Source organism: Labilibaculum euxinicum (assembly GCF_009795715.1).
Classification (GTDB): domain Bacteria; phylum Bacteroidota; class Bacteroidia; order Bacteroidales; family Marinifilaceae; genus Labilibaculum; species Labilibaculum euxinus.
Genome location: NZ_WTCR01000001.1, coordinates 380,529 through 406,267, shown reverse-complemented (window position 1 = coordinate 406,267; position 25,739 = coordinate 380,529). Strand labels below are relative to the sequence as shown.

Sequence of the window (25,739 nt, the reverse complement as noted above, 5' to 3'; positions counted from 1 at the left end):
CTAAGCCTTTTTGTTGTTTATTATCGTTTAGGTTCAATTAATTTTAAGTAAATGTCTTCAAATACAATTAGTCAAAGAATTAGTTTTACTTCAAATAAAAATCAGCTTGCATATCCTGATTTTTTGGAGGTTCAATTAAAATCTTTTCAAGACTTTTTTCAGCTGGAAACTACCCCGGAGAAAAGAAAGAACGAAGGATTATTTAAGGTATTTAGTGAGAATTTCCCAATTACTGATACTAGAAATAATTTCGTATTGGAGTTTCTCGACTATTTTGTTGATCCACCCCGCTACGCAATCGAAGAATGTATCGAAAGAGGCTTAACTTATAGTGTTCCACTAAAAGCAAAGCTAAAACTTTACTGTACCGATCCAGAACATGAGGATTTTGATACTGTGATTCAGGATGTATATCTTGGAACAGTTCCTTATATGACGGAAAAGGGTACTTTCGTGGTTAACGGAGCAGAACGTGTTGTTGTTTCTCAACTTCACCGTTCACCTGGTGTGTTCTTTGGACAAAGTGTACACGCTAACGGAACCAAGTTATATTCTGCCAGAATTATTCCATTTAAAGGTTCTTGGATTGAGTTTGCAACTGACATTAATAATGTCATGTTTGCTTACATAGATCGTAAGAAAAAACTTCCTGTAACTACATTGTTACGTGCAATTGGTTATGAAAGTGATAAAGAAATTTTAGAAATTTTTGATCTGGCTGATGAAATTAAAGTTTCTAAAACCGGACTCAAAAAAATTGTAGGTCGTAAACTTGCCGCCCGTGTTCTTAAGTCGTGGATTGAAGACTTTGTGGATGAAGATACAGGAGAGGTTGTATCTATTGAACGTAACGAGGTCATTATAGATCGTGAGACCATACTTGAACCAGAACATATAGAAGAAATTCTTGAGTCAGGTGCAAAGACTATTTTATTGCATAAAGAGGAGCAAAATCTTGCCGATTATGCAATTATTTATAATACTTTGCAGAAAGATCCTTGTAACTCTGAAAAAGAAGCAGTTCTTCACATTTATCGTCAGTTAAGGAATTCTGAGCCACCAGATGAGGCTACAGCCCGTGACGTAATTGATAAATTATTTTTCTCTGACAAGCGTTATGATTTAGGTGACGTTGGTAGATACCGTATCAATAAAAAATTAGGCCTAAATACGGCTAATGATACTAAGGTATTAACCAAGGAGGATATTATTGAAATTATCAAGTATTTAATAAAATTATTGAATGCACGTACTGATGTTGATGATATTGATCATCTTAGTAATCGTCGTGTTCGTACTGTTGGAGAACAACTTCATACTCAATTCGGTGTTGGTTTAGCCCGTATGGCCCGTACTATTCGTGAAAGAATGAATGTTCGTGACAATGAGGTGTTTACTCCAATTGATTTGATTAATTCAAAAACATTATCTTCTGTAATTAATTCCTTTTTTGGAACAAATGCTTTATCTCAATTCATGGATCAAACGAATCCATTGGCTGAGATAACACACAAAAGAAGAATGTCAGCACTTGGACCAGGTGGTCTTTCCCGTGAAAGAGCAGGTTTTGAGGTTCGAGATGTACACTATACTCATTATGGACGTTTATGTCCTATTGAAACTCCTGAGGGACCAAATATTGGTCTGATTTCGTCTTTGTGTGTTTACGCAAAGATTAATAATCTTGGATTTATTGAGACTCCATACCGTAAGGTTGTAGATGGAAAGGTTGATTTATCTCTTGAAGGAATAAATTATTTATCGGCGGAAGAAGAAGAAGGGTTAATAATTGCTCAGGCAAATGCACCTATAAATGATGATGGATCTTTTGTTAATGCAAAAGCAAAATCCCGTATGGATGGTGATTTCCCTTTTGAGGAAGTTCATAAGCTGAATTTGATGGACGTTGCTCCTAATCAAATTGCATCTATCGCAGCTTCTTTAATTCCATTCCTTGAGCATGATGATGCTAACCGTGCTTTGATGGGATCTAATATGATGCGTCAGGCTGTACCGGTTATTAATCCTGAATCACCTATTGTTGGAACAGGTTTAGAGGCGAATCTTGTAAGAGATTCAAGAACTCAGATTTGTGCCGAAGGGGATGGAGTAATTGAATTTGTTGATGCAACAAAAATTGTAATTGATTACGAACGTTCAGAGGAAGAGGTTTTTGTGAGTTTTGAAGGAAATAGTAAAACTTATTTACTTCCGAAATATGGCAAAACCAACCAGGGAACAACGATGGATCTTAAGCCGATTGTGGCTAAGGGCGATCGAGTTGTTGCTGGTCAGATTCTTACTCAGGGATATGCGACTCAATTAGGTGAACTTGCTTTAGGCCGTAATCTTAAAGTGGCATTTATGCCTTGGAAAGGTTACAACTATGAGGATGCGATTGTAATTTCGGAGCGAATTGTTAAGGATGATGTATTTACTTCGGTTCACGTTGATGAGTACACACTGGAAGTTCGTGATACTAAACGGGGTATGGAAGAGTTAACCTCTGATATTCCTAATGTTAGTGAAGAAGCAACACGAAATCTTGATGAGAATGGATTGATTCGTATTGGAGCTACAGTTGAGCCTGGAGATATATTAATTGGTAAGATTACTCCAAAAGGTGAGTCTGACCCTTCTCCGGAAGAAAAATTACTTCGTGCTATTTTTGGTGATAAGGCTGGTGATGTAAAAGATGCTTCATTGAAAGCTTCTCCTTCATTACGAGGTGTAATTATCAACAAGAAGTTGTTTTCCCGTTCAATGCGAGATCGTAAATCCAAGCAATCCGATAAGCCGTTAATTGCTAAATTGGATGAAGAACTTGCTAATCAGATTCATGAGTTAAAGATTCGATTGGTAGATAAATTGTTTGTTCTGGTAAATGGAAAAACGTCTCAAGGGGTTAAGGATTACTTAAACGTTGATGTAATTACTAAGGGAGTTAAGTTTACTCAGAAGCTTTTGATGGATATCAACTACTTGGAAATTAATCCTAGTAAGTGGACTACCGATAAAGATAAGAACGATACAATTAAGAAATTACTGCACAATTACATCATTAAGTACAAAGAACTTCAGGGTGCTAATAAGCGTAAGAAATATAATGTTACCATTGGAGATGAAATGCCTGCTGGTATTATTCAGATGGCTAAAGTTTATGTAGCTAAGAAGCGTAAACTCCAAATTGGTGATAAAATGGCAGGTCGACATGGAAATAAAGGTATTGTGTCACGTGTAGTACGTGAAGAAGATATGCCTTTCCTTGAAGACGGAACTACGGTGGATATTTGTTTAAATCCATTAGGTGTGCCATCTCGTATGAACCTTGGTCAGGTGTTTGAAACTGTACTAGGTTGGGCAGGTAAAGAACTTGGATTGAAATTTGCTACTCCTATTTTTGACGGGGCAACTCTGGATGAAATAACTGAATATACTGATAGAGCTGGAGTTCCAGCCTTTGGTAAAGCTTATTTACACGATGGTGGTACCGGACTTAGATTTGACCAGCCGGCAACAGTAGGTATTATTTACATGCTGAAACTGGGTCACATGGTTGATGATAAGATGCATGCACGTTCTATCGGACCTTATTCATTGATTACCCAGCAACCTCTAGGAGGTAAGGCACAGTTTGGGGGTCAGCGTTTTGGAGAGATGGAGGTTTGGGCTCTGGAGGCCTTTGGTGCGGCTCATATCTTACAGGAAATCCTTACCGTTAAGTCGGATGATGTAGTGGGTAGAGCGAAAGCTTATGAAGCTATTGTTAAGGGTGATCCAATGCCTAGTCCTGGAATACCGGAATCTCTTAATGTATTATTACATGAACTAAGAGGTTTAGGGTTGAGCGTTAAATTAGTATAAGCCTTATTATAAAGCGAATGTTGGGTTTCCCGGCATTCGCCTTGCTTGAAACAAAATTGTTAATTTCCTAATTTTCAACATATGGCATTCAGAAGAGATAACAAAGTAAAGAGTAGTTTTACAAAAATCTCTATCAGTCTCGCTTCTCCGGAAGAGATCTTAGAAAGATCCAGCGGTGAAGTTTTAAAGCCTGAAACCATCAACTATCGTACTTATAAGCCAGAACGCGACGGATTATTCTGTGAAAGAATTTTCGGTCCTGTAAAAGATTATGAGTGCCATTGTGGTAAATACAAACGAATCCGATACAGAGGAATTGTTTGTGACCGATGTGGTGTTGAGGTAACCGAGAAAAAGGTTAGACGTGAGCGAATGGGACACATTCAATTGGTCGTACCTGTTGCCCACATTTGGTATTTTAAGTCGTTGCCAAATAAAATAGGTTACCTTTTGGGTTTACCTACTAAAAAGCTTGATTCTATTATTTACTACGAAAGATACGTAGTAATTAATGCCGGAATTAAAGCGGCTGACGGAATTAAATACCTTGATTTCCTTACAGAAGAGGAATATCTTGATATTATTGATGAACTACCTGCAGATCAACAGCATCTTGATGATGATGATCCAAATAAATTCATTGCTCAAATGGGTGCTAACGCTTTATTTAGCCTTTTAGCCCGTTTGGATCTAGACGCTCTTTCTTATGATTTGCGTCATAAAGCAAATACTGAAACTTCTCAGCAACGTAAAAATGAAGCTTTAAAAAGACTTCAGGTTACTGAGTCTTTCCGAGAATCACAAGGAGTAAATCGTCCTGAATGGATGATTGTTAAAGTTGTTCCTGTAATTCCACCGGAATTGCGTCCTTTGGTTCCATTGGATGGTGGTCGTTTTGCAACTTCCGATTTGAATGATTTGTACAGAAGAGTTATCATCCGTAACAATCGTTTAAAAAGACTTATCGAAATCAAAGCACCCGAAGTAATTCTTCGAAATGAGAAGCGTATGCTTCAGGAAGCTGTTGATTCATTATTTGATAATTCACGTAAATCAAATGCAGTTAAGACTGAAAACAACCGTCCGCTTAAATCACTTTCAGATTCATTGAAAGGTAAGCAAGGTCGTTTCCGTCAAAACTTATTGGGTAAGCGTGTAGATTACTCTGCACGTTCGGTAATTGTTGTTGGACCTGATTTGAAAATGCACGAATGCGGTTTGCCTAAAGATATGGCGGCTGAGCTTTATAAGCCATTTGTTATTCGAAAATTGATCGAACGCGGTATCGTAAAAACAGTAAAGTCGGCGAAGAAGATTGTTGATCGTAAAGATCCTGTTGTTTGGGACATTCTGGAGAATGTACTAAAAGGACATCCGGTTCTTCTTAACCGTGCTCCTACTCTTCACCGTTTAGGTATTCAATCATTTCAGCCTAAGCTGATTGAAGGGAAAGCAATTCGTTTGCATCCTTTAGCGTGTACTGGTTTTAATGCGGATTTTGATGGTGACCAGATGGCGGTTCATTTGCCTTTAGGTAATGAAGCTATTTTGGAAGCCCAAATGCTGATGTTGTGTTCTCACAATATTTTGAACCCTGCTAATGGTGCACCGGTAACTGTTCCTTCTCAGGATATGGTACTTGGATTGTATTACATTACCAAGGCACGAAAAGGTGGCAAAGGGGAAGGATTAAGTTTTTACTCAGCAGAAGAAGCGATGATTGCTTACAATGAAAAAGCAGTTGATCTTCACAGTCAGATTAAAGTAAAAGTTAAAGATCTAAATGAGAACGATGAATTAGTTGATACAACAGTTGAAACAACCATCGGTAGAATCATTTTGAATGAAGCAACTCCTCTTGGAGCAGGTTTTATTAATCAATTGATTACTAAAAAAGCACTAAGAGATATTATTGGATTTATTTTCAAGAAATGTGGTGTACATGCTTGTGCCAACTTCCTTGATGATATTAAAGATCTGGGATATCTTAAAGCTTTTGAAGGAGGATTATCATTTAACCTTTCTGATGTTACGGTACCTGAAGAAAAAGAGGCTTTAGTAGCTGATGGTTATGCTCAGGTAGAAGAGGTGTTGAGTAACTACAACATGGGTTTTATTACGAATAATGAACGTTACAATCAGATTATTGATATTTGGACGCATGTTAATGCGAACCTTACTCAAACTTTGATGACTCAGTTGGCTGATGATAATCAGGGATTCAACTCTGTTTATATGATGCTTGACTCAGGAGCTCGTGGATCTAGAGAACAGATTCGTCAGCTTGGTGGTATGAGGGGATTGATGGCTAAGCCACAAAAATCCGGTGCTACAGGAGGTCAGATTATTGAGAATCCAATTCTTTCTAACTTTAAGGAAGGTTTGTCAGTTCTTGAATACTTTATTTCAACTCACGGTGCTCGTAAAGGTTTGGCGGATACGGCTCTAAAAACTGCGGATGCTGGATACTTAACCCGTCGTTTGGTTGATGTAGCACAAGATGTTATTATCAATGAAGAGGATTGTGGAACCTTACGTGGTTTGACTACTTCTGCGATTATGAATCAAGAAGAAGTTGTAGCTTCATTAACTGAGAGAATTCTTGGTCGGACTACAGTTCATGATATTTTCAATCCTATTTCAGGAGAATTAATTGTTGGGGCAGGTGTTGAAATTACTGAAGAGATTGCTCAAGTAATTGAAAATTCTCCAATTGAAAAAGTTGAGATTCGTTCAGTTTTAACATGTGAATCTAAACGAGGTGCATGTGCGAAATGTTATGGGCGTAATTTAGCTACAGGTATAGCCGTTCAAAAAGGTGAAGCTGTTGGTGTTATTGCAGCTCAGTCTATTGGAGAACCGGGAACACAGCTTACGCTTCGTACTTTCCACGTTGGGGGTACAGCAGGTAACACTTCCGCAGAGAATTCTGTTGTATCTAAATACAATGGTTACGCTGTGTTTGATGAGTTACGTACTGTTGAGTACAAAAGTGAAGACAATAAAAAGTACGATGTCGTTATCGGTCGTTTGGCTGAATTACGTATTGTTGATAGAAGTACCAATATTACATTAACTACACATACAATACCATACGGATCTAAATTGTACATTAAAGATGGTCAGGATGTTAAGATAGACGATCTTCTTTGTGAGTGGGATCCATACAATGCAATGATCATTACTGAGTTTTCAGGAAAAGTTTCATTTGATAATTTGATTGAAGGGATTACTTTCAGTCAGGAATCTGATGAGGCAACAGGTTTTGCTGAAAAAGTAGTAATAGAATCAAAAGATAAAACGAAAAATGCCGGGGTTAAGATTTTAAATTCCAAAGGGGATGTTTTAAAATCGTACAATTTACCAGTAGGTGCTCACGTTTCTGTTTCTGAAGGTGAAATGGTTTTGGCAGGTCAGTCGTTGGTTAAAATTCCAAGAGCTGTTGGTAAAGCTGGTGATATCACCGGTGGACTTCCAAGGGTGACTGAGTTGTTCGAGGCACGTAATCCTTCTAATCCTGCTGTAGTTTCAGAGGTTGATGGAGAGATTAGTTTTGGAAAAATTAAGCGTGGTAATCGTGAAGTTATCGTTACAACCAAAGGAGAAGATGTTAGAAAGTATTTAGTACCACTTTCAAGACAAATTCTTGTGCAGGAGAACGATTATGTAAGAGCTGGAACTCCATTATCTGATGGTGCAACAACTCCTGCCGATATTCTTGCGATTAAAGGACCAACCAAAGTACAGGAATATATCGTGAATGAAGTTCAGGATGTATACCGTATGCAGGGTGTGAAGATTAACGACAAGCACTTTGAAATTATCGTTCGTCAGATGATGCGTAAGGTAATTATCGATGACCAAGGGGATACAAGATTCCTTGAAAAACAAATTATCGATAAAATGGCTATCATGGAAGAAAATGATGAAATTTTCGGTAAGAAAGTTGTTGTTGATGGAGGGGATTCTGAAGAATTGAAACCAGGAATGATTGTTACTTCCAGGAAACTGAGAGATGTTAACTCAGTATTGAGAAGAAGAGATTTGAAACTTGTTGACGCTCGTGATGCAATTCCTGCAACTTCTACTCAGATTCTGCAAGGTATTACCCGTGCTGCTCTTCAGACTAAGAGTTTTATCTCAGCTGCTTCTTTCCAGGAAACAACTAAAGTTCTTAATGAAGCTGCAATTAGCGGTAAAATTGATAATCTTGAAGGTTTGAAAGAGAATGTTATTTGTGGTCATCTTATTCCTGCAGGTACTGGTTTACGAGAGTACAGGGATATTGTTGTTGGCGCAAAAGCTGAATACGAAAAACTGTTAGATTCTAAGTCTAGAGAATATTAAGAGTTACTCTAAGTTATATAAAGGGTGTTTTCAATTTGAAAACACCCTTTTTGTTTATCTATTTAATCGGAATAGGGAATATTTTCATAATTTAGCAGGAAGACAAATTTTTTAATTATAAAAAACAATCATGAACGATAAAAAACAATCTAATCAAATAGATATTCAATTGAAGGAAGATGTTGCTCAGGGAACTTATTCAAACCTTGCCGTAATAACTCATTCCAGTTCAGAATTTGTTGTAGATTTTGTGAGAATTATGCCGGGAATTCCAAAAGCTGATGTTAAATCACGAATTATACTTACACCAGAACATGCAAAGAGACTGATGCTGGCTTTACAAGATAATATTCGAAAATTTGAATCGCTTCATGGAGCGATAAAAATTGAAGAAAACCACGGATCACAAGGTACTGTAATGCCTATGGGGTTTGGTCCTACAGGTGAGGCCTAGAAGTGATAAATTAATTTGAACCGGAAAACAGCTGCTGTTTTCCGGTTTTTGTCATTTGATTTGGCTTGTAGTAACACTAGTTGTTTTATTTTTTATTGATTTTTGATTGCTGTGAACAAGAAACCAGATAAATATTGAACTTGCTATGAATATTCCTAGCAGAATTCCTAATTGTGAGTCTATTGCAAGGCCTCCATTTTTGTTTGGTGCAACTAATAAATAGGTAAAGCATATTGCAGTCATAAATAAGGCTGGAATACTAAGGAGTAGATGATTTTTGCCTTTTTTAGCCAAATATACAGCGGCTGTCCATAACATAACCATAGAAAGAATTTGGTTGGATAAACCCAGATATTTCCAAATGGTAGAAAACTCAAGTTGAGACAGTATAAATCCAAGAGTGAATAGAGGTATCGATACTAACAATCTGTTTTTTATCGATTTTTGATTGTAGTTAAAGATATCAGCTATTGTAAGCCGGGCACTTCGAAATGCGGTGTCACCGGTTGTAATAGGGCAAGCAATTACTCCAATAATTGCAAATATTGCTCCCGTTTTTCCCAGCCAGGTATTGCATATTTCATTAACAATCCAGGCAGGATTGTGGCCGGAAGAGATTGTATAATTTAATTCACCGGTATTACCAAAGAAGTTCATGGCCGCAGTAGCCCAAATAATAGCAACGATTCCTTCTGCAATCATCGCTCCATAAAATACAGGTCGCCCAAAACTTTCCTTTTTCATACAGCGGGCCATCATTGGTGATTGGGTGGAATGAAATCCTGAAATGGCACCACAGGAAATTACGATAAACATCATTGGATATAGTATATTCTGTGTGGGATTTACATGAAGATTTTTTAATTCTCCAAATGATATCTCATTCAATATTAAAGCTCCTGTTGCACTTTTGAAAATCATTATACCAGCTATACTTACTGCCATCAGCAACAATGCGAATCCAAAAAGAGGATAAATTTTACCGATAATTTTATTAATTGGCAGTAGAGTAGCAAGAAGATAATATGCGAATATTCCATAAAGCCACCAGTTTAGACCACCTCCGGTAAAATCAGTGAGTAATCCTGCAGGACCGGTTACGAAAGCCACACCAACAAATAAGAGTAGTAAGATTGTGAAAATCCGTATAAAATTTTGAATGCCGGAGCCTAAATGTTTACCAACAATCTCAGGAAGGCTGGCTCCTTCGCTCCGAATGGAAAGCATACCTGAAAAATAATCATGGCTGGCTCCCATAAATATACATCCTAAAACAATCCAAATATATGCAATGGGTCCATACATGGCTCCTAAAATAGCTCCAAAAATTGGCCCCAAACCTGCAATGTTTAGAAATTGAATGGTAAACATTTTCCAGGTTGGCATGGGGATAAAATCAACACCGTCTTCCAGTCTAACAGCTGGAGTTTTAATTGTGTCATCAGCACCGAAAACTTGTTCGATAAATTTACCATAGAAAATGTATCCAAGTATTAATGCCAAGATTGCGCTTAAAAATGTAATCATGTTTTTGAATCTTATTTTTTAAACAAAATTAAAATGAAATACTATTTCATCGATAATAAAGTGTCATAAGTTGTAAATTTTTTTTTCCGGATATCCGAAAGGCGGATTGACAAAAGAAATTTGGATTCGAAGAGTTTTGGTTAAAATTGGTAATGAAATGAAATGTTATCATTGGTAAAATATAAAAAAATGTTGAATTATTTGTCATCGTAATGTTTGTGATGTGTGCTTAATGATTAATATATCAATGTGTTGCGACGATCCTAATTGTCACTAAGACTTGTTTTTTTTTGACGAATAGCACCTGTTGTGTAACTCGCAATCTAGATTTGTTTTAAGTACTCTAATCTTTATATTTGCTAATCTCTGATTTTGAGAAATTCAATCATTTTGGAGCAAACCTGAATAAGGAAATATTAATTAGTGATTTAATGATTTATTTAACTTGGAGAATTACGTATAGGTAGTTTGAAAATAAGTTTTTGTATAAATCTGAATTAGTTACAGATATTAAAATAGATATTACAATGAAAGGATTAAAAATTGTTGTTCTTGCTAAGCAGGTTCCCGATACCAGAAATGTTGGGAAGGATGCTATGAAAGCTGATGGAACTGTGAATAGAGCTGTATTACCAGCTATCTTCAATCCTGAAGATTTAAATGCACTTGAGCAAGCGTTGCGTTTGAAAGATAAGTACCCTGGGACAGAAATTACACTTTTAACTATGGGACCTGGCAGAGCCGCCGAGATTATTCGTGAAGGTCTTTACCGTGGTGCTGATAATGGAATACTTTTATCGGATCGTGCTTTTGCGGGTTCTGATACATTGGCAACTTCTTATGCTCTTTCTTGTACCCTAAAAAAAATGGGTAAAATTGATATTATTATTGCAGGTCGTCAGGCAATCGATGGAGATACCGCTCAGGTAGGTCCTCAGGTAGCCGAGAAACTGGGATTTCCTCAAATTACTTATGCTGAAGAAGTGGTATCAGCAGAAAAAGGGAAAATTGTAATTAAACGCCGTTTAGAGCGTGGTGTTGAGACTGTAGAGGGAACTTTACCTATGGTGGTAACAGTAAACGCCTCAGCTCCTGAGTGTCGTCCGCGAAATGCTAAATATGTAATGAAATACAAGCATGCAAGAGCTGTTTCCGAAATGCAGAATGCTGATGAAGATTACATCTTGTTGCATAACAACCGCCCTTATCTGAATATTGGCGAATGGAGTGTAAACGATATTGAAACTAAAGCAGAAGAGCTTGGTTTAACTGGATCTCCTACAAAGGTAAAAGCTATTGAAAATGTAGTTTTTCAAGCTAAAGAGGCTAAAGTTCTTGAGCCAACTGATGCTGATATGGGTGAATTAATGAAAGAATTAATCGCTAACCATACCATCGGATAGCAGTTAACAAGGTTACAGTTACCGGTTTCCAGTCGTCAGTTATTTTTGCACTGTACACTGTTTACTGATTACTGTTCTCTGTAAAAGTGGAATTTAAAAATTTGAAACCGTGAACAACGTATTTGTATATTGTGAAATAGAAGAGGGACAGGTTGCAGATGTAAGCCTTGAACTTTTAACCAAAGGTCGAAAACTAGCTGACGATTTAAAATGTGAGTTGGAAGCTATCGTAATTGGAGCTGACCTTAAGGGTGTTGAGAAGCAGATTATGCCTTATGGTGTGGATACCGTTTGGATTGCCAGTGATAAGCGTTTGTATCCTTACACTACATTGCCTCACACATCAATTATTGTGAAATTATTCGGGGAAGAAAAACCGCAGATTGCCTTGATGGGTGCTACAAGCATTGGTCGTGATTTGGGACCTCGTGTATCTTCAGCTCTTCATTCAGGTTTAACTGCTGATTGTACCAGTTTGATTATTGGTGATCATGAAGACAAGAAGAACAACAAAGTATATAAGGATTTATTGTATCAGATTCGTCCTGCTTTTGGAGGAAATATTGTAGCTACAATTGTCAATCCTGACTGTCGTCCGCAGATGGCTACTGTTCGTGAAGGAGTCATGAAGAAAGAAATTCTTTCGGATGCTTACAAAGGAAAAGTGAAACAGCTCGATGTTGAGAAGTATGTAAATGCTGAAGATTTTATAGTGAAAGTTATTGAGCGTCATATGGAAGCTTCAAAAGTAAACATCAAAAATGCAGGTATTATTATCGCAGGTGGTTACGGTGTAGGTTCCAAAGATAACTTCGATAAACTGTATGAATTAGCTGATGTTATTGGTGCAGAAGTTGGTGCTTCCCGTGCTGCTGTTGATGCTGGTTATGCATCTCATGAGCGTCAAATTGGACAAACAGGTGTTACTGTTCGTCCTAAACTATATATTGCCTGCGGTATTTCGGGGCAGATTCAGCATACTGCAGGTATGGAGGAATCCTCAATGGTTATTGCAATTAATACTGATAAGAATGCACCAATAAACAATTTCGCCGATTATATTATTACCGGTGATATTGCTGATGTGATTCCAAAAATGATTAAGCAGTACAAAGAAAACACTAAGTAAGAAACCTATTTAAGGTAATGGTGTTCGCTAATCGCTTTAATTTTTAACAAAAAACATCCAAAGAAATGGCTAATTTCTATAATGATAATGATGATTTGAAGTTCCACTTGGATCATCCTTTAATGAAAAAAATTGTTGCTCTTAAAGAGCGCAACTTCGAAGATAAAGAAACATATGACTATGCTCCTCTTGATTTTGAGGATGCAATGGATTCTTACGATCGAACACTGGAAATTGTAGGTGAGATTTGTGGTGATATTATCGATCCAAATGCTGAAAGTGTTGATCAGGAAGGACCAAGAGTTGAAAACGATCGTGTAATTTATGCAAGAGGAACTCAAGAGAATCATGATGCTTTAACAAAAGCGGGTTTGATTGGAATGAGTTTGCCTCGTGAGTATGATGGTTTGAATTTCCCGTTGGTACCTTACGTAATGGCTGCGGAATTGGTATCTCGTGCAGATGCTGGTTTTGCTAATATTTGGGGGCTTCAGGATTGTGCTGAAACAATTCATGAATTTGCTTCAAAAGAGCAAAAAATGAATTATTTGCCGCGTTTTGCCAAAGGAGCAACTGCAGCTATGGATTTAACTGAGCCGGATGCAGGTTCCGATTTGCAGGCTGTTCAATTAAAAGCTACTTATAATGCCAAAGAGGATCAGTGGTATTTAGATGGTGTGAAACGATTCATTACCAATGGTGATGGTGAGGTTGCATTGGTTTTGGCTCGTTCTGAAGAAGGAACCAATGATGGTCGTGGTTTGTCTATGTTTATTTACGACAAAAAGCACATGGCTGTTAAAGTTCGCCGTATCGAGCACAAAATGGGTATTATCGGATCTCCTACTTGTGAGTTGGTATTTACTCATGCTCCTGCCGAATTGGTAGGAGACCGTAAAATGGGATTGATCAAATACGTAATGTCATTAATGAATGGCGCGCGTTTAGGTGTTGGTGCTCAATCGGTAGGTATTGCAGAAGCTGCATATCGTGAAGGTTTGGCATATGCTAAGGAACGTCGTCAGTTTGGAAAGGCAATTATTAAATTTCCAGCTGTTTACGAAATGTTGACTAATATGGAGGCGAAGTTGAATGCTTCCCGTTCCATGTTGTATGAAACATGTCGTATGGTTGATGTTTACAAGTGTTACTACCATATCTCTCAGGATCGTTCTTTGGATAAGGATGAGAGAAATGAGATGAAGAAATACCAAAAAATAGCTGATGTACTGACTCCAATGTTGAAATTATTTGCATCGGAGTATTGTAATCAAATTGCTTACGATTCATTACAGATTCATGCTGGTTCGGGTTACATGAAAGATTACCCAATTGAGCGTTTGGTGCGTGATGCCCGTATTACGAATATCTATGAAGGAACGTCTCAGTTGCAGGTTGTTGCAGCTGTTCGCGGAGTTACAACTGGTCAGTATCTGGCTCAGATCAAAGATTACGAAGCTTCTGATTTAAACCCACAATTGGAGTATATCAGAACCATGCTTAAAGGAATGACTGAGCAGTACGAAATGGCAGTAGCCAAGGTTAGTGAGATTAATGCAACAGCAGATCATAACGATTTTATGGATTTCCATGCTCGTCGTTTGGTTGAAATGGCTGGTTATATTATAATGGGATATCTTACTTTATTGGATACAACCCGTGACGATAAATACCATGAGTCATGTGAAGTTTATGTGAAAATGGGTAAGTCGGTTTGTGCTGGTCACCTTGATTACATTCAAAACTCAGATTTGAAAGACTTAGGTATTTTCAAAAAATAAAACCTAAACAAATTATAGATAGCGGAAGTTCCTTAAGTGGGAGCTTCCGTTTTTTTTGTGTTTATCTACGCGAAGTAAAAGAATTACCCGTATTTACAAAAGTGTTTCAATCATGTTAATTTTTCGTTAAGCCGAATTAACGTTTATTTAAAACATTTAAGAGTGTGACTTCTTAGAAAGGAATTAGTTTTGCCGTCAGTTATTAAGAAAATGTGTCGACTTAATTGCAAAAAAATTACATACTACTAAAACAAACCAAATGAAAAGGAAAAAATTATTAATTGGTGCTATAGCATTATTCTTAGGATTTACTGCTACAGCACAGGATAAGGCAGATTTTACGCCATCAGGAGAAGTGAATGGTAAAGTGTTCTTTAACTATCATTACAATATGACTAAAGGAACAGAAAAAGAAAGCAGCTTCGAAATTAAAAGAGCTTACTTCGGATACGATTACAGTATTGCAAAAGGATTGAAGGCAAGTATTACTCTTGATGTTGATAAAAATGACGGCGGTAGTGATTATACAGCATTTCTTAAGAAAGCTCAATTAGAGTGGAAAGCTTCTTCAGCAGTAAAAGTTTCTTTAGGTATGATTGGTACCGTTCAGTTTTCAGATCAGGAAAGTTTTTGGGGATATCGTTACATCATGAAATCATTTAATGATGAATATGGTTTTGGATCGAGCGCTGACCTGGGGATTAAAGCAAATTTTAAATTAAGTGATTCTTTTTCTGCAAATGCATTTGTTATTAATGGTGAAGGATATAAGAAAGTGCAGGACGATGATGGAAAACAAAGAGTGGGAGCAAGTCTGATTTATCAGAATAAGGGTTTGATTGCAAAAGTATATGGTGATGTAAATTCAGCCAAAACAACAGTTGCCGGAGGAACAGAAAAAGATGTTACCGCTTCGGCTTTAGCAACATTTATTGGATATAAATTTTCAGATAAATTTAGATTGGCTGCAGAATATAACTTGTTGACCAATGGAACTAAGTATTCAAAGGTTTCAGATAATCATGATTTAGAAGGTATGTCGTTTTATTCAACCTATACTTTTGATAAGAAATGGGAAGTATTTGGAAGATATGATTACCTAACTTCTAATACTTTGGAGGGAGAAACTGAAAAATGGAATCTTTCTAATAATGGTAACGCTATTACAACAGGTGTTCAGTATGCGCCGGTAAAAGGTGTTAAAATGGCTCTAAACTATCAGGGATTTATGAAAAAGGATTCTGCTTCGGAAGACAACTCAATGGTATATGTAAATTTGGAGTTCAAATTCTAAGAGAAGAGATAGATATTATGATATTGAAAGACTGCCCTTGGGTGGTCTTTTTTGTTTTTGATTTAAACTCATCAGGTATTATTTATTATTAGTCTAATAAATCTATTTGTTAAATTTACATTCTGAAAAATACTGTACTAATCTTTACCAATACCTAAAATGAAAAAACACTATTTATTAATTTTTTGCCTGTTGCTTGTTGCAGGGAGTTTGTTTTCACAGGATGTTAATGATTTAAAGTTAAGAGTCGAAAAAGGATCCATACAAATGGCCACTGATGACGGACAGTTTAAATTTGGAATAGGAGGTCGTATATTTATGGATGCTGCAGCTTATTTTGATGATAAAACAGATTTGGGAAGTGGAAGTGAAATTCGGGATGCTCGTTTGCTTTTTAAGGCTACTGTTTGGAAAAACTGGGATGCAAAAATAAACATTGGTTTCGATGGAGGCAATGCTTCTCTTAAGGATGTATTTCTGCAATACAATATCAACACGAATAGTTTTTTTAGAGCAGGACATTTTTTGGAACCATTTGGAATCGAACAAACAGAGAGTTCCAAAACAATTAAGTTTATGAATTTTTCAAGTACTGTTGAAGCATTCAGGCCGGGGCGAAATTTAGGTGTTTCGTATGACAGATGGGGCAAAAATTATTATTGGGCTCTTGGATTGTTTGGAAGCGATACGGATAATTGGTCGGAAGGTGATGAAGGTTTTGGTTTGACTTCCAGATTCGTATTTGCTCCTATAAATGAAGATGGAACTATTTTTCATATCGGGATTTCGGGTAGCTATCGCAGTACAGATGAGGATGAATATTTAGGACGTGGGTATAATAAAACTGTAAAGTATAAATCGAGGGGTGCAACTCATATCGAAAGACGATCTTTTATTGATGCGGAAATTGAGCACGCTAAGGATCAATTCAAATATGGAATTGAATTGATTACATCTGGCGGACCTGTTGTTTTACAAGCTGAGTATATTAAAACTAAAGTGAATATTGATATGCCTGAATCGTGGGGAAATTATAATTTTATAGAAGAGTATAAGGCAAATGGTTATTATGCGCAATTGGGTTGGCTCATAAAAGGTGGTAATTATAAGTACAAAATGAAATCTGCTCGTTTGGCAAACCCAAAGCCAGGATCTATAGAATTACTTGCGCGTTATAATAAAACCAATTTAAATGATTCGGATTCGAATATCATGGGAGGAGAGCAAAAGGATATTTCTTTAGGATGTACTTGGTATGTAAATCACAATGTGTTGATGAAATTAAATTTTACGAATGTTGATTTAGATGAGAACGCATTGAATGGAGAAGAGAATTTTAATATGATTCAAACTCGCCTGCAGTTTTCATTCTAAACAAAGTTATTTCGAATTCTTAAGAACAAAAGCATAAGCCTGATTCACAATCAGGTTTTTTTGTTTCTTCATCCGGTTAAAGCTTGGTAAGATTTTATATGTTTTTTATTTGCTTTCTGGTTGTCATACCAATTTAATTTCAAAATAGACTTTAATTAAAATGAATTAATTTTTAGCTGTATCGAGGCAAAAAAGTAAAGCACAGCCATGTTACGATGCATCTTTTTTAACGAAGATATAGCTGAAAAGAAACATTTTATAAGGCATGTTTTGATGTTAATTTGGTATTATATAGCCTGTCTTTAATTTGTTTCGGAAGGACTTACCATGTTGGAATAATCTCTCTTTGTATGTGAAAATATCCTTGTCATGGACGTTTCATATTATCTATATATCTTTGCCGTATGGACAAAGAAAAAGCTGAGGAAGAAAAGCTGTTTATTCGCAAGATTTTCATTGATGAAATTGGTCGATTGCAAAAAGAAGGATTTTATTTCTTCTCATTTATAATGATGGGGCAGGCAATAGAGGCATTGGGATGTTTTCTGGATGATAAGCCTTTAAAAGCCAAAGCTCAATCCTCCAAGCGTTTTTCAAAATCTTTGAATATATTGATGGGAAACGATTATCGTGCTGTAAATAATGATCACTGGCTGTACGATAAGCTGCGCAATCAGTTAACTCACTCTTTTGTTCCAAGCAAATCCTTACTGCTTTGTTCGCGTAAAAATCAACCCGAAGGAGTTGAGCACCTGGAGCAATTAAACGATAGACTGGTTTTGGTTGCCGAAGATATGTATGAAGATTTGGTGAAAGGCTGTGAAAAGCTGTTTGGTATGATTGACAGGGGAAAAGTGCCCTTGAAACGTATTGCTGCATCACCGGAGGAATTGGGCATAATATAAAATCAGAAAAATGATTCGAAAAGTAGTAATGATTGGTGCAGGTAATTTGGCAACACAGCTGTCTCTTGCTCTTCATGAACATGGAATTGAGATTTTGCAGGTTTACAGTAAAACTGTTGAATCTGCGAAAGCTTTGGCCGGGAAATTGGACTGTTCGTTTACTATATCAGTAAAGAAAATAGAAAAGAATGCTGACTTGTATGTTTTTGCTGTAAGCGATAAGGCTTTACCGTCTGTACTTGATGAAATTTTGGTTCCCATAGGAAATGTTGTTCATACTGCGGGCAGTTTACCTGCGGATATTTTTGAGAACTATGCTGAAAATTATGGGGTTTTTTACCCTCTGCAGACTTTCTCGAAGGAGCGTAAGGTCGAATTTTCAAACATACCTATTTGTATTGAGTCAAATAGTTTGAAATTACGAACAGATTTAATTGAGCTTGCCGGACAGATATCAAAAAGTGTTCATCTAATTAATTCGGAACAACGAAAACAACTTCATTTGGCAGCGGTTTTTACTTGTAATTTCACCAATCATATGTATAGCATCGGACAAAAACTACTGGCAGAAAAAGATGTTGATTATGAATTGTTAAAACCTTTAATTCTTGAGACAGCTCAAAAGGCTTTGCAATTAGATCCGGTATCTGCGCAAACAGGTCCTGCAGTGCGTTTCGATGAAGAAATAATGTGTGCGCACGAGAAGGCGCTAAAACATTCTCCGGTGTTTCAAAAATTGTATAGATTTGTGAGCGAAAGCATCTATAAGATGCACAAAGGAAAATAAATTTGTTGTATTTGGAAGAAGAAAATGGGAAGTAGAATCGAATGTTTTTCTCACATCTCATATCTTGTTTCTCAATTTTAAATAAAATGGCGTTTTTTAAGGAAGATTTAATGAAAGTTTCTGCATTCATTTTTGATGTGGATGGTGTTCTTTCCAATGAGTGTATTGTTATCGATTCATCGGGAGAAATGTTGCGCACGGCAAATACAAAAGATGGATATGCTATTCAGTATGCAGTAAAAAAAGGCTATCCGGTTGCAATTATAACCGGTGGTGTTTCCGATGCTGTCGAAAAACGTTACAAAGGTCTTGGAGTTGCAGACATTTACATGGGATCGAAAAATAAGATTAAAGATTTTGAAGATTTTATCGCGAAATATGATTTGAATCCTGATCATATAATGTATATGGGCGATGATTTACCTGATTATGAGGTGATGAAAAGAATCGGAGTGCCGACTTGTCCGTGTAATGCTGTGGAGCAAATAAAGGCTATTTCCAACTATATTTCGGATAAAGAGGGCGGTTACGGTTGTGTTCGTGATGTAATTGAACAAGTATTACGCGCACATAGTAAATGGCTCGAAGCCGATACAAATATCCAAAGTATATAAAAGCAACCTTAACACAAACAGCCCAATGAACAGTTATCTGAAATTGATCCGATTACCTAATCTGATTATTATTGCACTGACCCAATATGTGATGCGCTATTTTATTATTCAACCTATTTTGGGAATTAATAGAATTAAGCTTCAATTAGCCGATTTGGATTTTGCAATATTGGTTTTTGCAACTGTTTGTATGGCTGCGGCAGGCTACGTTATTAATGATTATTTTGATACGAAAGCAGATCGAATCAATAAGAAAGATGTTATTGTAGGTAGAAAAGTTACGCGAAGAGTGGCCCTGTTTCTGCAACAGATAATTGCTGCAATATCAGTTTTACTGGGAGGGTATGTGTCTTATAAAATTGGTCACTGGCAATTTGTGTTCATCTTTTTTATGGGAGGAGGCTTGCTTTGGTTTTATTCAACATCCTACAAATATTACTTTTTATTGGGTAGCTTTTTAATTGCTTTTATTGTTGCCATTATTCCTTTTTTGGTTGTTATTTACGAGATTCCTCCGCTTATGAAAACTTATGCGGAAGTGTTAGTTGCCTCAAAAACCAATTTTAATTATCTATTGTATTGGGTAGGAGCCTTTTCTTTTTTCTCCTTTGTTGGTGTTCTAATTGCACAATTCATCAGAGATTTACTTTCCATAAAAGGAGACCGGGAAATTAACCGCAAAAGCCTGCCTATTGTAGTTGGTTTAAAGTGGTCTAAAATTATAATTATACTGCTTATACTATTTTTATCCGTATCTGTTTTTGGAGTTTGGTACCAGTTTTTAAATGCTCCAATGGATCAGATTACACCTTGGTATTTTGGCATTTTAATCATTTTGCCATTATTTTTATTGGCTTATCGGGTTTATCAGTTTTCGGAAGGAGACAAATTTAAGACTGGAATTTTTCTAATACGATTTGCCATTCTTGCTGGTATTTCCTATGCTTTTGTGGTAAACTATATAGTTCATAAATTATGAGTCTTGAATGATAAGTTATGAACGAAAACACTATTAAAGATAAATCTTTTCACTTTGCAGTTCGGGTAGTCAAGCTATACAAACATCTCTATAATAACAAGTGATTGGTATATGCATGGAAATCATAATGGCTGCATCCCATTTTATAATTTATAACTCATTATTTAGAATTAACAAGCATGCTGAATAATCTCAAAGATTATCAATTAATATTAGCCTCTCAATCGCCTCGAAGACACCAAATGTTGAAGGAATTGGGTTTGATTTTTGAAATAAGAACAAAAGAAGTAGAGGAGATTTATCCTGAAGGATTAATACCAGATCAAATTCCGGTTTACCTGGCCGAATTAAAAGCAAAAGCATTCGGGGCGGATTTTAAATCCAATGAGTTGGTGATCACAGCAGACACAATTGTTTGTGTTGATGATTGGATTCTTGGAAAACCAAACGACAGAGATGATGCTGTTAAAATGCTTAATGCATTGTCCGATAGATCGCACCAGGTAATAAGTGGAGTTTGCCTAATGAGTAAAGACAAGAAAATAAGCTTTTCTACAACTACCAATGTTCATTTTAAAGCCTTGTCGGAAGAAGAGATTGATTATTACATAGATAATTACAAACCTTTCGATAAAGCGGGTGCATATGGAATTCAGGAATGGATTGGTTTTATTGGGATTGACGGCATTGAAGGATCTTATTTTAATGTAGTGGGTTTACCTATTCAACGTCTTTATCAGGAATTGTTAAAATTTTAAACAGCACAACTATTACGAATTACGAAATTTAAATTACGAATGAAAAAAGATAATATCGTACAACAAAAAAGTTATCAATTTGCAGTTCGAATAGTGAAAACCTGTAAGTATTTACAACAAGAAAAAAAGGAATATATATTATCCAAACAGTTGTTACGATCCGGAACTTCAATTGGAGCTAATATTGAAGAAGCAATTGGAGGACAAAGTGAGAAAGATTTTTTTGCCAAGCTAACAATATCGTATAAAGAAGCAAGAGAAACACATTATTGGATCAGATTGCTTGGTGATACGGGTTATCTTACAAAAGAAGAATGTCAAAGTCTTCTAAGTGATACTGATGAATTGCTTAGAATAATTGGAAGCATCCAGAAAACGATAAGGGTACGTAATTCGTAATTGAAAATTCGTCATTAATAAACAACAACACAAAATATATTTATCATGATTAAAAAATTAAGTCTACTTCTCATGGCAGTTTTACTGTTTATGGGAACTCAGGTAAAAGCAGATGAGGGGATGTGGATTCCTATGCTTTTGGAAAAATACAATATCGAAGACATGCAAAAAGCCGGATTTAAGCTTTCTGCAGCTGATATTTATGATATTAATAAGGCATGTTTGAAAGATGCAGTAGTTGGTCTGGGACGTGAAGGAAGTCCGTTTCATCATTTCTGTACCGGAGAGCTGATCTCTGATAAAGGACTGATTGTAACAAATCATCACTGTGGTTACGGAGCCATTCAAGCTCATTCTACTTTAGAGCATGACTATTTAAAAGATGGTTTTTGGGCCATGAGTCAAGACGAAGAATTAGTTAATGAAGGAATAACAGCTTCATTTTTAATTCGTATGGAAGATGTAACTGCGCAGGTTTTGGATAGTATTACCGATGATACCAAGGAGGAGGTTCGTCAGAAAATGATTACCAGGCATATTAAGAAAATTCAGGATGCAACAGAAAAAGATTCGGACTATCGTGCGAGTGTTAAAGCCTTTTTTAATGGGAATCAATATTTTCTATCGGTATATGAGATATATAAAGATGTACGTTTGGTAGGTGCTCCTCCATCGGCAATTGGGAAATTTGGCGGTGATACAGATAACTGGATGTGGCCTCGTCATACGGGTGATTTTTCGATGTTTCGGATTTATGCCGATAAAGACAATAAGCCTGCTTCTTATTCAAAGGAGAATGTTCCAATGAAACCAAAGCAGTCATTCAAAATTTCTCTTAAAGGTGTACATGAAGGTGATTTTACGATGGTTTTTGGATATCCGGGAACTACAACAGAATACCTAACATCTGATGCATTGGATTTAATGACAAAGGTTGATAATCCACATAAAATCAAAATCAGAACAAAGAAATTGGATTTGATGAGAGCAGATATGGATGCTTCACCAATGGTTCGAATTCAATATTCAGCAAAATATGCAGGTGTTGCCAATTCATGGAAAAGATGGCAGGGTGAAATCACAGGTCTAAAGCGATTGAATGCAATTTCAAAGAAAAAAGAATTGGAAGAAAAATTTGAAACCTGGGCAAATAGCAGTGACGATTTGAAGAAAAAATATGCTGGAATTGTAGCAGAAATGGGAGCCTTGTACAAAGAGTTGACTCCAATTAGTCTGGCCCGCGATTATGCCATTGAGGCTGGTATTCGTGGCTCAGAAGCTGTGACTTTTGCTGTTAAATTTAAGAAACTGGCAAGTCTGGCCAAAAAAGATCAGGATCAGCTTGCTGGTCTTGTTGCTGAATTGAAAAAGTCGGGTGAGGAGTTTTTTAAGAATTATAACAATCCAACAGATAAAAAGCTTTTGGCTGCTTTGCTGAAAATGTATAGCGGGAACCTGACGGATGAATATCTGCCAAAAGAGATTGTAAATATCCGGGAGAAATACAATGGCGATTTCGAAGCTTATGCAGAGAAGGCAATGTCTAAATCGGTATTTGCTGACGAGAATAAATTGAATAATTTACTGGATAATTATAAATTGTCATTTGGTAAGCGTTTGACTAAAGATCCTATTTTTGTTTTAGCAAACAGCATTTACTTCTTTTACGAATCGGAAATTTATCCGGTTTACAGCAAAATCATTACAAAAACGACAAAGCTGCAACGCACCTATATGGCAGGTTTAATGGAAATGCAAAAAGATAGAACTTTTTATCCTGATGCTAACTCCACATTCAGAGTTCATTATGGAAAAGTAGCCGGATACAAAGCCCGAAACGCTGTAACTTACGATTATTATACCACATTGGATGGAATTATTGAGAAAGATAATCCTGAGATTTTTGATTATGATGTTCCTCAAAAGCTAAGAGACCTTTATCATGCAAAAGATTTTGGAAATTACGCAAATGCAAAGGGCGAAATGCCGGTTTGTTTTGCAGCAACCAATCATACTACCGGAGGAAATTCGGGCAGTCCGGTTTTAAATGCCAATGGTGAGTTAATCGGTTTAAATTTCGACCGCGCTTGGGAAGGCGTAATGTCTGATTTAATGTACGATCCTGAGATTTGCAGAAACGTATCACTGGATATTCGCTACGTATTATTTCTTGTCGATAAATTTGCCGGAGCAGGATATTTATTGGATGAGATGAATATTGTGGAGTAATTATTTCCTGAGGGATACAAGAAAAATGTATTTCTCTTGTTGTTTTATAAGAATTTCCTTGTACAGTACAAAGGGGTTTCCTTGCATTAGGGAGCCCCTTTCCCTTGTACAAGGAAGAGGTTGAGCGCAGTGCAAGGGAAGTCTTGAGTCTGGTGCAAGGGAGAACATGAGTCTCGTGCAAGGGAAAACTTGAATCTCGTGCAAGGGAAAAAATAATCGTTGCAGTAGAAAAATATTTGTGACAATACCAGAAGTATAACAAACAAAATAAAAGAGATTGCTTCAACAAAAAGTTCTATTTTATTGTGATACTGTACTTTTAAAATGGCCTCTTTTTTATTAGTCAGAATTCAAGTTTCGGAAATGAAATAAAGGGGGCATATCTGCAATGTATTTTATTAATTACAAGGCAAATAGTAGTCTTTCAATGGATTGATAAATAGGATCGGATTATCTTCTTTCTTGAGGATGCTTTTTAGTTGATTGGGGCCGGACCAGGACGCAATCCAGCCAGGATTACGATTCGACATGAGTACAATTAAATCTGAATTTAGATTTTTTGAAAATTGAATTGCCTTCCGGTTGATGTTTCTGCTTTTGCACTCCGTTTTAACAATTTTGTATTCGAACTTAAACTGTTCAAACATTTTTTTAGTGAAGAGCAATGTAGCCTTTATGGTGCGATGATAAGCTTCGGATTTTTCATTGGGAGCAATCAGATGAATGATTGCATTGTTGAATCTTCCAAAATAACTGGCCCAGATCATTTTCTCTTTACTTTCTTTTTTGTAATCTATGGGAACGATTATATTCTTGTATTCACAATCTGTATTTGTTTGCTCTGTTACCAGTATAGAGGGAATTTTTGCTTTCAGTATCCATTTGAAAATGGCATTTCGTTTCAGAAAATGAGTTAGTGATCCTATAGGGAATTGGGTTACAATAAAAATTGCATCCAATTCTTGAATGCTGAGATTGGGTTCCCGCTTGCTGTTTTTTAGTTCTATTATTTTGTAAGGGATTGACTGAAGATTAAATTTTTCAATCTGATAATGACTTATGGGGGGATGAGTTTTCCCCTTTAGTGTAGGGAAATTAGCAAAGGCAGCTTCCGCTTTAAAAAGTTTTGCCAAAGTGAAAGCATGTTTAATCGCGGCGTCAGAGCATTCAGGATCTTGAATTAAAACGAGTATATGTTGCTTCTTAATGCTCATAAATAGAGAAAAAAATAAGTAATTGAGTTCTTGTATTCTGCACTTGTATGCGAATATAACCAAAAAAAACTTGTCAGTTTGATTCTAAGACCTACAAGAATTTTGAACAATGGTATTGACATAAAATGCTTGCTGATTTATGATTGTATTGAAGTGTTGAAATTGAAATTTATCAAGATCTGTTTTGTCATTATGAAGTTATTTAGATTTAATATGTATTTTATTTTTTTGTGTCTATTCCGTTATATATCATTTATTAATCCTGCTCAAATACTTATCTTAGCACAGTCGGAATAGAATAAATGATAAACATAAGTTAGTACTGCGATATGGTGAAAGTGGCTGATCTGGTTGATAAACTTAATGCAAGTGTTATTTGTGGAAAAGATGATCTGAATCAGGACATAAGTTTTGGTTTTGCATCAGACTTGATGAGTGATGTACTAACTTTAGATACAGATAACCTACTCTTAATAACAGGGTTAAATAATCTTCAGACAATTAGGACATCGGAAATGTCTGACATTTCTTACATTTTATTTGTGAGGGATAAGAAGGTCTCACAGGAAATGAAAGACTTGGCTTGTGAGAATAATATTACGCTGATTGAATGCAGTTATTCAATGTTTAAAGCATGTTCTATTTTGTGTGAAATGGGTTTAGAACCAGTATATTAAAGGG

At 36.3% G+C, this 25,739-nt stretch carries 18 protein-coding genes; 16 read left to right on the top strand and 2 right to left on the bottom strand.

Annotated elements, in window-relative coordinates; all coding sequences use genetic code 11:
- The first annotated feature begins 51 nt into the window (after positions 1-51).
- The 3 genes from rpoB (at position 52) to GQR60_RS01535 (ending at position 8,665) form a co-directional block, all read left to right on the top strand.
- On the top strand, positions 52-3,864 hold the full coding sequence (rpoB, locus tag GQR60_RS01545) for a DNA-directed RNA polymerase subunit beta (RefSeq protein WP_124991240.1): 3,813 nt from the start codon (positions 52-54) through the stop codon (positions 3,862-3,864).
- Between the two features lie 81 nt (positions 3,865-3,945).
- Complete coding sequence (gene rpoC, locus GQR60_RS01540; RefSeq protein ID WP_124991239.1) at positions 3,946-8,211, top strand: DNA-directed RNA polymerase subunit beta'; 4,266 nt, start codon at positions 3,946-3,948, stop codon at positions 8,209-8,211.
- A 130-nt stretch (positions 8,212-8,341) separates the two neighbouring features.
- A complete protein-coding gene (locus GQR60_RS01535; RefSeq protein WP_124991238.1) occupies positions 8,342-8,665 on the top strand; it encodes a DUF3467 domain-containing protein in 324 nt (107 codons plus the stop codon).
- A gap of 51 nt (positions 8,666-8,716) precedes the next feature.
- Here the strand turns inward: GQR60_RS01535 and GQR60_RS01530 are convergent, their stop codons facing one another.
- Positions 8,717-10,192, bottom strand: coding sequence for a carbon starvation CstA family protein (locus GQR60_RS01530; protein WP_124991237.1), 1,476 nt, complete (start codon positions 10,190-10,192; stop codon positions 8,717-8,719).
- Between the two features lie 527 nt (positions 10,193-10,719).
- Here GQR60_RS01530 and GQR60_RS01525 point away from each other — a divergent pair.
- The 12 genes from GQR60_RS01525 (at position 10,720) to GQR60_RS01470 (ending at position 23,844) form a co-directional block, all read left to right on the top strand.
- A complete protein-coding gene (locus GQR60_RS01525; RefSeq protein WP_101308764.1) occupies positions 10,720-11,595 on the top strand; it encodes an electron transfer flavoprotein subunit beta/FixA family protein in 876 nt (291 codons plus the stop codon).
- A 109-nt stretch (positions 11,596-11,704) separates the two neighbouring features.
- Positions 11,705-12,724 (top strand): electron transfer flavoprotein subunit alpha/FixB family protein, encoded by a 1,020-nt coding sequence (locus GQR60_RS20260; RefSeq protein ID WP_101308763.1) that lies wholly within the window; start codon positions 11,705-11,707, stop codon positions 12,722-12,724.
- Positions 12,725-12,789: 65 nt separating this feature from the next.
- Entirely contained in the window at positions 12,790-14,505 is a 1,716-nt protein-coding gene (locus tag GQR60_RS01515; RefSeq protein WP_124991236.1) for an acyl-CoA dehydrogenase family protein, read from the top strand.
- 259 nt (positions 14,506-14,764) lie between these two features.
- Positions 14,765-15,799, top strand: a complete 1,035-nt coding sequence (locus tag GQR60_RS01510; RefSeq protein WP_124991235.1) for an outer membrane beta-barrel protein — start codon at positions 14,765-14,767, stop codon at positions 15,797-15,799.
- A 159-nt stretch (positions 15,800-15,958) separates the two neighbouring features.
- Positions 15,959-17,173 carry an OprO/OprP family phosphate-selective porin gene (locus tag GQR60_RS01505; RefSeq protein ID WP_124991234.1) on the top strand — a complete coding sequence of 405 codons (1,215 nt, stop codon included), beginning with the start codon at positions 15,959-15,961 and terminating at the stop codon, positions 17,171-17,173.
- A gap of 404 nt (positions 17,174-17,577) precedes the next feature.
- Positions 17,578-18,078, top strand: coding sequence for a hypothetical protein (locus GQR60_RS01500; RefSeq protein WP_124991233.1), 501 nt, complete (start codon positions 17,578-17,580; stop codon positions 18,076-18,078).
- A gap of 10 nt (positions 18,079-18,088) precedes the next feature.
- Positions 18,089-18,865: a Rossmann-like and DUF2520 domain-containing protein gene (locus GQR60_RS01495; RefSeq protein WP_191991577.1), complete on the top strand. Its 777-nt coding sequence runs from the start codon at positions 18,089-18,091 to the stop codon at positions 18,863-18,865.
- Positions 18,866-18,951: 86 nt separating this feature from the next.
- Entirely contained in the window at positions 18,952-19,479 is a 528-nt protein-coding gene (locus GQR60_RS01490; RefSeq protein WP_124991232.1) for a KdsC family phosphatase, read from the top strand.
- Between the two features lie 25 nt (positions 19,480-19,504).
- Complete coding sequence (locus GQR60_RS01485) at positions 19,505-20,458, top strand: UbiA family prenyltransferase (protein WP_124991231.1); 954 nt, start codon at positions 19,505-19,507, stop codon at positions 20,456-20,458.
- A 179-nt stretch (positions 20,459-20,637) separates the two neighbouring features.
- Complete coding sequence (locus GQR60_RS01480; RefSeq protein ID WP_124991230.1) at positions 20,638-21,216, top strand: Maf-like protein; 579 nt, start codon at positions 20,638-20,640, stop codon at positions 21,214-21,216.
- A gap of 39 nt (positions 21,217-21,255) precedes the next feature.
- Positions 21,256-21,615: a four helix bundle protein gene (locus tag GQR60_RS01475; RefSeq protein WP_101308754.1), complete on the top strand. Its 360-nt coding sequence runs from the start codon at positions 21,256-21,258 to the stop codon at positions 21,613-21,615.
- 45 nt (positions 21,616-21,660) lie between these two features.
- The gene (locus GQR60_RS01470; protein ID WP_191991576.1) at positions 21,661-23,844 is read left to right on the top strand and encodes a S46 family peptidase; all 2,184 of its coding nucleotides are present in this window, start codon (positions 21,661-21,663) and stop codon (positions 23,842-23,844) included.
- 398 nt (positions 23,845-24,242) lie between these two features.
- Here GQR60_RS01470 and GQR60_RS01465 read toward each other — a convergent pair whose 3' ends face one another.
- Positions 24,243-24,977: an adenine nucleotide alpha hydrolase family protein gene (locus GQR60_RS01465; protein ID WP_124991229.1), complete on the bottom strand. Its 735-nt coding sequence runs from the start codon at positions 24,975-24,977 to the stop codon at positions 24,243-24,245.
- 410 nt (positions 24,978-25,387) lie between these two features.
- Between GQR60_RS01465 and GQR60_RS01460 the strand changes: the two genes are divergently transcribed.
- A complete protein-coding gene (locus GQR60_RS01460) occupies positions 25,388-25,735 on the top strand; it encodes a DRTGG domain-containing protein (protein WP_156194338.1) in 348 nt (115 codons plus the stop codon).
- Positions 25,736-25,739: the final 4 nt, after the last annotated feature.